The following is a 9,780-nucleotide window of genomic DNA, read 5'->3' on the forward strand; positions in this document are numbered from 1 at the left end:
GTCCGGGCTAAGATCGATCCCACTTGCCCCATTCCCAGCCCGCTGACGGTGACCCCTGCCCGGCGGTACGACAGGAGATCCCCTATGGAAGTCTGGCCAGGTCAGCCCTATCCCCTCGGAGCCACCTTCGACGGCACCGGCACCAACTTCGCCCTCTTCAGCGAGGCCGCCGAGCAGGTCGAGCTGTGCCTGTTCGACGAGGACGGGACCGAGACCCGGATCCAGGTCGACGCGCAGGACAGCTACGTCTGGCACTGCTACCTGCCGACGATCCAGCCCGGGCAGCGCTACGGCTACCGTGTGCACGGACCGTGGGACCCCGCCGAGGGCCAGCGTTTCAACCCCGCCAAGCTGCTGCTCGACCCCTACGCCAAGGCCGTCTCCGGCCGGATGGACTGGGACCAGGCGCTCTTCTCCTACGACTTCGGCGACGAGGACTCGTTCAACGACGAGGACTCCGCCCCCCACATGATGATGGGCGTGGTGATCAACCCGTTCTTCAACTGGGAGGGCGACCGGACGCCCCGCACGCCGTACCACAAGTCGGTGATCTACGAGGCCCACGTCAAGGGCCTCACCCAGCAGCACCCCGAGGTGCCCGAGGAGCAGCGCGGCACCTACGCCGGCGTGGCCCACCCCGAGGTGATCTCGCACCTGCAGAAGCTGGGCGTCACCGCCATCGAGCTCATGCCCGTGCACCAGTTCGTGCAGGACAGCACCCTGCTCGACCAGGACCTGCGCAACTACTGGGGCTACAACACCATCGGGTTCTTCGCCCCGCACAACGAGTACCACTCGACCAACGACCTCGGCGGGCAGGTCCAGGAGTTCAAGGCCATGGTGCGGGCCCTGCACCAGGCCGACATCGAGGTCATCCTCGACGTGGTGTACAACCACACGGCCGAGGGCAACCACATGGGCCCCACGCTGTCCATGAAGGGCATCGACAACCAGGCCTACTACCGGACGGTGGAGGGCGACCAGAAGTTCTACATGGACTACACGGGCACCGGCAACACCCTCAACGTCCGGCACCCCCACTCGCTGCAGCTGATCATGGACTCCCTGCGCTACTGGGTGACCGAGATGCACGTGGACGGCTTCCGCTTCGACCTCGCCTCCGCGCTGGCCCGGGAGTTCTACGACGTGGACAAGCTCGCCACGTTCTTCGAGCTCGTCCAGCAGGACCCGGTCGTCTCCCAGGTGAAGCTCATCGCGGAGCCGTGGGACGTCGGCCCCGGCGGCTACCAGGTGGGCAACTTCCCGCCCCAGTGGACGGAGTGGAACGGGAAGTACCGGGACACCGTGCGCGACTTCTGGCGCGGCGAGCCCGCGACCCTGGGGGAGTTCGCCTCGCGCATCACGGGCTCCGCGGACCTCTACGAGCACAGCGGGCGCCGCCCGTTCGCCTCGATCAACTTCGTCACGGCCCACGACGGCTTCACGCTGCGGGACCTGGTCTCCTACAACGAGAAGCACAACGAGGCCAACGGCGAGGGCAACAACGACGGCGAGTCCCACAACCGCTCCTGGAACTGCGGCGTGGAGGGGCCCACCGACGACCCCGAGGTGCTCGCCCTGCGCTCCCGCCAGCAGCGCAACTTCCTCGCGACGCTGCTGCTGTCCCAGGGCACGCCCATGGTGCTGCACGGCGACGAGCTGGGCCGCACCCAGGGCGGCAACAACAACACGTACTGCCAGGACAACGAGCTGTCGTGGATCAACTGGGACACCATGGACGGCCCGCTCACCGAGTTCGTCGCCGCCGTGACCCACCTGCGCCACGACCACCCGACGTTCCGGCGCTCGGAGTTCTTCGACGGGCGCCCCGTCGAGATGGACGCGGACGACACCGGCCGCCCCATGCCGGACATCGCCTGGCTGAACACGGACGGGGCCCCGCTCAAGCCCGCCGACTGGGACGAGCCCCTGTCCCGCTCCTTCGGGATGTGGCTCAACGGCCACGGCATCGCCGGCGTCGACATGCGCGGGCGGCCCATCACCGACGTGAACTTCATCGTGTACTTCAACTCCAACCCGGAGCCCGTCAAGTGCAAGCTCCCGCCGGTGCGCTACGGCCGGCAGTGGGAGGAGGTCATCGACACCGCGGGCAAGTACGCCGACGGGCAGATCCGCAAGGCGCGGACCGCGATCGTGCTCGAGGGCAAGTCGATGGTCGTGCTGCGCGCCTACGAGGCCCCCGAGGAGGAGCCCGACGCGTCGGTCGCCGCCTCCGTGGCCGCCTACGCCAAGACGCCGCAGGACCAGTGACCTGACGGCACCGGCAGGCTGTCGACCCGGGAACGGGTCGACAGCCTGCTGGCGTTTCCGGGGCCGGGCCGACAGACTGGTGCCGTGCGCACACCGACTTCGACCTACCGACTCCAGATCACCTCCGACCTGACCCTCGACCGCGCGGCGGGGCTCGTGGACTACCTCCACGACCTCGGCGCCGACTGGGTCTACCTCTCACCCATCCTCCGGGCCGTCGACGGCTCCGACCACGGCTACGACGTCGCGTCCCCCGCCGAGGTGGATCCCGTCCGGGGCGGTGCCGCCGGGCTCAAGGCGCTCGCCGACGCCGCCCACGACCGCGGCATGGGCGTTCTGGTGGACATCGTCCCGAACCACCAGGGCGTCGCCGCTCCGGAGCAGAACCCCTGGTGGTGGTCCCTGCTGGAGCAGGGGCAGGAGTCGCCGTACGCGCGGGCCTTCGACGTCGAGTGGACGGCCGGCGGCGGCAGGGTGCTGATCCCCGTGCTGGGCGACGGCGACGACGAGCTCGCGCAGCTGCGGGTCCAGGACGGCACGCTGCGCTACTACGACAACGTCTACCCCCTGGCCGAGGGCACCTGGACGGCGGGCGACGACCCGCAGGACGTCCACGACCGGCAGCACTACGAGCTCGTCAACTGGCGCCGCGGCGACGCCGAGCTCAACTACCGCCGGTTCTTCACCGTGGCCACGCTGGCGGGCGTGCGCGTCGAGGACCCGGCGGTCTTCGAGGAGTCCCACGCGGAGATCAGGCGGTGGATCGACGAGGGGCTCGTCGACGGCCTGCGCATCGACCACCCCGACGGCCTGCGCGACCCCCGGGGGTACCTCGAGCAGCTGAAGGAGCTCACGGGCGGCGCGTACGTCGTCGTCGAGAAGATCCTCGAGCCCGGGGAGCGGCTGCCCCGCGACTGGGCCACGGAGGGCACCACCGGCTACGACGCCCTCGGCACGATCGACCGGCTGCTCACCGACCCGGCCGGGGAGTACGCGCTCACGAGCCTGGACGCCCGGCTGCGCGGCGGCGAACCCGTGCACTGGGACGAGATGATCCACGGCACCAAGCGCGCCATGGCCGACAACGCCCTGCACGCGGAGGTCCTGCGCCTGGCCCGCACCGTGCCCGACGACGCCGGGCTCGGCCGGGACGAGACCGTGGACGCCCTCGCGGAGATCCTCGCGAACTTCCCGGTGTACCGCAGCTACCTGCCCGAGGGGGCCGAGCACCTGCGGGCGGCCCTCGACGCGGCCCGCGAGCAGCGTCCCGACCTCACCGGCACGATCGGGACCCTGGGCCGGCTCCTCGGGGTCGACGCGACGGCGGAGGCCGAGCTCGGCGAGCTCGCGCGCCGCTTCCAGCAGACCTCCGGGATGGTCATGGCCAAGGGCGTCGAGGACACCGCGTTCTACCGCTTCCCCCGCCTGACGTCCCTGACCGAGGTGGGCGGCGACCCCTCGCACTTCGCCGTGGCGCCGGAGGAGGCCCACGCCGAGCTCGCCCGCCGGGCCCGCGAGGAGCCCCTGGCCATGACGACCCTGTCCACCCACGACACCAAGCGCTCCGAGGCCGTGCGGGCGCGGATCACCGTGCTGGCCGAGGCCGGGGAGCAGTGGGCCGGCGTGGTCGGCACCGTGCAGAAGCTCGCCGAGCAGGCCGGGGACCGGGTGGGCGACGGCCCGCTGGTGAACCTCGTGCTCCAGGCCGTGGTGGGCGCCTGGCCCCTCTCGCAGGAGCGGGCGCTGGACTACGCCCTCAAGGCCGCTCGCGAGGCCGGCAACTCCACCGCCTGGGTCGACGGGGACGCCGACTTCGAGCAGCGGCTGACCCGGTTCCTCGAGCTGGTCTTCCACGACCCGCAGATGCGGGCCGTCGTCGAGGGCTTCGCCGCGCACGTCACCGAGGCCGGCTGGTCGAACGGGCTCGCCGCCAAGCTCGTCCAGCTCACGATGCCCGGCGTCCCGGACGTCTACCAGGGGTCCGAGCTGTGGGCCGAGTCCCTCGTGGACCCCGACAACCGCCGTCCCGTCGACTTCGAGGAGCGGGCCGCCCGGCTCGCCCGGCTGGACACCCCCGTGGGCGGGACCGCGGACGGGATCCCCGCCGTGGGACCCGACGGGGCCGCCAAGCTGCTCGTCACGAGTCGCGCCCTGCGGCTGCGCCGGGACCGGCCCGAGCTGTTCTCCGGCTACACCCCGCTCACCGCGTCCGGTCCCCTGGCCGCGCACGTCTTCGCCTTCGACCGCGGCGGCGCCGTGACCGTGGCCACCCGCCTGCCCCTGGGCCTCGCGTCCCGGGGCGGCTTCGCCGACGAGACCCTGGACCTGCCCGAGGGCGAGTTCGAGGACGTGCTGACCCACCGCCCGCACACGGGCACCGTGGCGCTGTCCCAGCTGCTGTCCGACTACCCCGTGGCGCTGCTGCGCCGGAAGGACTCCTGAACCTCCATGAACACCCGTGACCACCTCGACCGCTTCGACGTCTGGGCCCCGCACGCCAAGGCGGTGACCGTGCGGATCGAGGGCGACGACCACGACATGGTACCGGCCGGGTCCCTGCCCGAGGGCTCCGCGGGGGGCCCGGCGGCCGGCCGTGAGGGCTGGTGGACGCTGCCCGACGGCGCCGACGTCCCCACGGGGACCGTGCGCTACGGCTATGTCCTCGGCAAGACCTTCGACGAGGGCACGGCCCAGGAGCGCTCCCAGGTCTCCGAGGTCCTCCCGGACCCCCGCTCCCGCCGCCAGCCCCAGGGCGTGCACGACCTCTCGTGCACGTTCGACCCCTCCGAGCACCGCTGGGGCGACGCCGCGTGGACCGGCCGCACCCTGGCGGGGTCGGTGGTCTACGAGCTGCACATCGGCACGTTCACCCCGGAGGGCACCCTCGACTCGGCCGTCGAGCGGCTCGACCACCTCGCCGGCCTCGGTGTGGACTTCGTCGAGCTGCTGCCCGTGAACGGCTTCAACGGCGAGCGCAACTGGGGCTACGACGGGGTCCTCTGGTACACGGTGGCCGAGTCCTACGGCGGGCCGGCGGCCTACCAGCGCTTCGTGGACGCGTGCCACCAGCGCGGGATCGGCGTGATCCAGGACGTCGTCTACAACCACCTCGGCCCGTCCGGGAACTACCTGCCCCTGTTCGCCGACTACTTCAAGCCGGGCTCCAGCACCTGGGGCGACCTCATCAACCTCGACGGATGGGGCTCGGACGGCGTCCGCGACTACATCCTGGACAACGTGGAGATGTGGCTGCGCGACCACCACGTGGACGGGTTCCGGCTCGACGCCGTGCACGCCCTGCAGGACCACCGGGCCGTGCACATCCTCGAGGAGATCGCCGAGCTCGTCGAGCGCGTGGGCGTGGAGACCGGCAAGCCCCTGTTCACGATCGCGGAGTCCGACCTCAACGACCACCGGATGATCACGCCGACCACGGCCAACGGCCTGGGCATGACCGGGCAGTGGCTCGACGACTTCCACCACGCGGCGCACGTGGCGCTCACCGGGGAGACACAGGGCTACTACGCGGACTTCGCCGCGCTCGCCACGCTCGACAAGGTCATGCAGGACGCCTTCTACCACGACGGCACCATGTCGGTCTTCCGCGGCCGGCACCACGGCCGGCCCGTCGACAAGCAGCGGATCCGCCCGTGGCAGTTCGTCACGTGCATCCAGAACCACGACCAGATCGGCAACCGCGCGGCGGGGGACCGGATCAGCGCGAGCCTCACGCCCGACCAGCTCGTGCTGGGCGCCACGCTCCTGCTCACCCAGCCCTTCACGCCCATGCTGTTCATGGGAGAGGAGTGGGGCGCGTCCACCCCGTGGCAGTTCTTCACCGCCCACCCCGAGCCCGAGCTCGGGGAGGCCGTGGCGAAGGGCCGCAAGGCGGAGTTCGCGTCCATGGGCTGGGACGAGTCCACGGTCCCCGACCCCCAGGCCCCCAGCACGTTCGAGGACTCCCAGCTGGACTGGGACGAGCTCGGCCAGGACGACCACGCCCGGGTGCTGGACGCGTACCGGGAGCTCATCGCGCTGCGGCGGGCCGTGCCCGAGCTCACCGACCCGCGCTTCGCCACGATCGGCACCGACCACGACGAGGACGCCCGCTGGTTCGTGCTGCGCCGGGCCGCTGCCCCGGGCGCCGACCACGGGGTCGCGGTCCTGCTGAACTTCGGGGCCGACCCGGCGAACGTCCCGTTCCCCGGCCGCCGCGACGCCCAGGTGCTCTTCCGCTCCGGGGACGTGTCGGTGACCGAGGGGACCGACGGCGGCGCCGTCGCGGCGCTGCCCGGCCACGGCGCGGCCGTGGTGCGCTACTGAGCCCCCCAGCACCGTCCCACGAACGACTCCCCCGACCCACACGAAAGGCCGCCGTGCGCACCTACGGACCCGACGTCCCCTACCGCCCCGCCGAGGACCGCTACGAGACGATGCCCTACCGGCACGTGGGCGGGTCCGGGCTCAAGCTGCCCGTCATCTCGCTCGGCCTGTGGCACAACTTCGGCGACGACAAGCCGCTCGCCACGCAGCGTGCCACGCTGCGCCGGGCCTTCGACCTGGGTGTGACCCACTTCGACCTCGCCAACAACTACGGTCCGCCGGCCGGCGCCGCCGAGCTGAACTTCGGGCGGATCCTGGCACAGGATCTCGCGCCGTACCGGGACGAGATCGTGATCTCCTCGAAGGCCGGCTGGACCATGGGGCCGGGCCCGTACCACTTCGGCGGCTCGCGGAAGTACCTGGTGTCCTCCCTGGACCAGTCCCTGCAGCGGATGGGCCTGGACCACGTGGACGTCTTCTACCACCACCGCCCGGACCCGGACACCCCGCTCGAGGAGACCATGCGGGCCCTCGACCACATCGTGCGCTCCGGGCGGGCCCTCTACGCGGGGATCTCCTCCTACAACGCCGAGCTGACCCTGCGCGCGCAGCAGATCATGCGGGAGCTCGGCACGCCGCTCCTGATCCACCAGCCGTCCTACTCGATGCTCAACCGCTGGATCGAGTCGCCCGGTCCGTCGGGGACGTCGCTGCTGGGCGCCCTGACGGAGGCCGGGATGGGGTCCATCGTGTTCTCGCCCCTGGCCCAGGGCATGCTCACGGACCGGTACCTCGACGGCATCCCCGAGGGCTCCCGGGCCGCGGCGGAGAAGTCGCTCGACCCCGAGTGGCTGACCGACACGACCCTGGAGAAGGTCCGCGGCCTGCACGACATCGCCGCCGCGCGCGGCCAGACCCTGGCCCAGATGGCGATCGCCTGGGTGCTGCGCGAGCAGGCGGACGGCCAGGTCAGCACCGCGCTCGTGGGGGCCTCCTCGCCGCAGCAGCTCGAGGACAGCGTGGGCGCCGTGCACCACCTCTCGTTCACGCCGGAGGAGCTCGAGGCGATCGACCGGCTGGCCACGGACTCCGACATCAACATCTGGGCGGGCGCCCGCGACTCCAAGACCGCGTGAGCGGCGGGACCGGCTAGGCGATGGAGGCCTCGCAGTACCTCGCCCTGCTCGGGCTGTGGATCGCCGGGATCGTCGCCCCGGGCCCGGACGTCCTGGTGATCCTGCGCAACGCGTCGCTGGGCTCCCGGTCGGCCGGGGTGCTCACCGCCGTGGGCGTGATGGCCGGCAACCTCGTGTGGATCACGCTCTCCCTGACCGGCGTGACCGTCCTGATCGGCGAGGCGGACACGGCCCAGCGCATCATCCAGGTGGCCGGAGCCCTGTTCCTCGGCTGGCTCGGCGCGAGCGGGATCCGGGCGGGACTCGCGGCCGGGGCCCTTCCGGCCCGGCTGCCGACCGCGGCAAGGGGGGCGGCGACGGGCGCGGCGTCCGCCGGCGGGACGACTCCGGCAGGGGTGCTCCCGGAGGGGACGGCCGCGGCGGGGACGCCGGGCCCGCCCGGCCGCACGGTGACCCCCGGGCGGGGCTTCGTGCTCGGACTCGTGACGAACCTGTCGAACGCGAAGGCCATCGTCTTCTTCGTGGCCCTGTTCGCCAACGTGGTCCCGGCCGGAGCGCTGTGGTGGGAGACCGCCCTGGTCTTCGCGCTGCTCGTGGCGGTGGGCCTCGCCTGGTTCACCGCGGTCGCGTGGGTCGGTTCCGTCGAGCGCCTCGCGGCGGGCTTCCGGCGGCACGGCGCCGCGGTGGAGCTCGCCGCGGGCGCGCTGTTCCTGGTGCTCGCCCTCGGCCTGCTCCTCAGCGCGCTGTGAGGGATGCCCTGCGCGCGGTGCCCGGGGCGCTGTGACGGGTGCCCTGCGCCATGCGCGCGGTGCCCGGGGCGCCGTGACCCGGGCGGGCGGTCTCCGGCAGGAGCGTGCCCCGACGGGCACTAGAGTGGACCGCTGAGTCCTGTCCGGCCGGTCGCCGGACTCCCCGGCGGGCGCCGCCCCGGCGTGCGCGGGGGACAGGAACCAGACGACCAGACAGAGGAGTCCCGTGTCCCAGCATCCCATTCGTGTGGCGGTCGCCGGTGTCGGCAACTGCGCCTCGTCCTTGATCCAGGGCGTCCACTTCTACGCCGGAGCCGATCCGGCCGCGACCGTGCCGGGGCTGATGCACGTGGTCTTCGGTGACTACCACGTCGCCGACGTGGAGTTCGTGGCGGCCTTCGACGTCGACGCCGCGAAGGTCGGGTCCGATCTGTGCGAGGCGATCGGCGCCGGGCAGAACAACACCCTGGTCTTCGCCCCGGTCCCGCACACCGGGGTCACCGTGCAGCGCGGGCCGACCCTGGACGGGCTGGGGTCCTACTACCGGGAGGCGATCGAGGAGTCCGCCGCCGCCCCCGTGGACGTGGCGCAGGCGCTGCGGGAGGCGCAGGTGGACGTGCTGGTGTCCTATCTGCCGGTGGGCTCGGAGGCCGCCGACCGGTTCTACGCCCAGGCCGCGATCGAGGCCGGGGTGGCCTTCGTCAACGCGCTGCCGGTGTTCATCGCCTCCACCGCCGAGTGGGCGGGGAAGTTCGCCGCCGCCGGGGTGCCGGTCGTGGGCGATGACATCAAGTCCCAGATCGGGGCGACGATCACCCACCGGGTGCTGGCGAAGCTGTTCGAGGACCGCGGGTACGTGCTGGACCGCACCTACCAGCTCAACGTGGGCGGGAACATGGACTTCATGAACATGCTCGAGCGCACCCGGCTGGAGTCGAAGAAGATCTCCAAGACCCAGGCGGTGACCTCCAACGTGGCCCGGGAGTTCGGCACGCGTGATGTGCACATCGGGCCCTCGGACCACGTGCCGTGGTTGAACGACCGGAAGTTCGCCTTCGTGCGCCTGGAGGGGCACGGCTTCGGTGACGCCCCGATCTCGCTGGAGTACAAGCTGGAGGTGTGGGACTCGCCGAACTCGGCCGGGGTGATCATCGACGCGATCCGGGCGGCGAAGATCGGGTTGGACCGCGGCATCGGCGGGCCGCTGACCTCGGCGGCGGCGTACTTCATGAAGTCCCCGCCCGAGCAGCAGGCCGACGACACCGCCCGGGCGAACCTGGAGGCCTTCATCCGCGGCGACC

The 9,780-nt window shown here is 71.9% G+C and carries 6 protein-coding genes; all 6 read left to right on the forward strand.

Annotation, left to right across the window (positions count from 1 at the left end; translation table 11 throughout):
* The first annotated feature begins 84 nt into the window (after positions 1-84).
* Positions 85-2,271, forward strand: coding sequence for a glycogen debranching protein GlgX (gene glgX / locus ACH9D3_RS10070; RefSeq protein ID WP_396400677.1), 2,187 nt, complete (start codon positions 85-87; stop codon positions 2,269-2,271).
* 84 nt (positions 2,272-2,355) lie between these two features.
* Complete coding sequence (gene treY / locus ACH9D3_RS10075; protein WP_396410807.1) at positions 2,356-4,713, forward strand: malto-oligosyltrehalose synthase; 2,358 nt, start codon at positions 2,356-2,358, stop codon at positions 4,711-4,713.
* 6 nt (positions 4,714-4,719) lie between these two features.
* Complete coding sequence (treZ, locus tag ACH9D3_RS10080; RefSeq protein ID WP_396410808.1) at positions 4,720-6,594, forward strand: malto-oligosyltrehalose trehalohydrolase; 1,875 nt, start codon at positions 4,720-4,722, stop codon at positions 6,592-6,594.
* 110 nt (positions 6,595-6,704) lie between these two features.
* Positions 6,705-7,730, forward strand: a complete 1,026-nt coding sequence (locus tag ACH9D3_RS10085; RefSeq protein ID WP_396410811.1) for an aldo/keto reductase — start codon at positions 6,705-6,707, stop codon at positions 7,728-7,730.
* A 20-nt stretch (positions 7,731-7,750) separates the two neighbouring features.
* Entirely contained in the window at positions 7,751-8,479 is a 729-nt protein-coding gene (locus tag ACH9D3_RS10090) for a LysE family transporter (RefSeq protein ID WP_396410809.1), read from the forward strand.
* Positions 8,480-8,705: 226 nt separating this feature from the next.
* On the forward strand, positions 8,706-9,780 hold a 1,075-nt coding region (locus ACH9D3_RS10095; protein ID WP_396410810.1), incomplete at its 3' end, for an inositol-3-phosphate synthase.

The sequence above is a fragment of the Kocuria kalidii genome (assembly GCF_044462225.1).
Taxonomy (GTDB): Bacteria; Actinomycetota; Actinomycetes; order Actinomycetales; family Micrococcaceae; genus Kocuria; species Kocuria kalidii.

Coding starts and splice junctions, on each gene's coding strand:
- glgX (WP_396400677.1), top strand. CDS start 85: ATGGAAGTCTGGCCAGGTCAGCCCTATCCCCTCGGAGCCACCTTCGAC.
- treZ (WP_396410808.1), top strand. CDS start 4,720: ATGAACACCCGTGACCACCTCGACCGCTTCGACGTCTGGGCCCCGCAC.
- ACH9D3_RS10085 (WP_396410811.1), top strand. CDS start 6,705: ATGCCCTACCGGCACGTGGGCGGGTCCGGGCTCAAGCTGCCCGTCATC.
- ACH9D3_RS10090 (WP_396410809.1), top strand. CDS start 7,751: ATGGAGGCCTCGCAGTACCTCGCCCTGCTCGGGCTGTGGATCGCCGGG.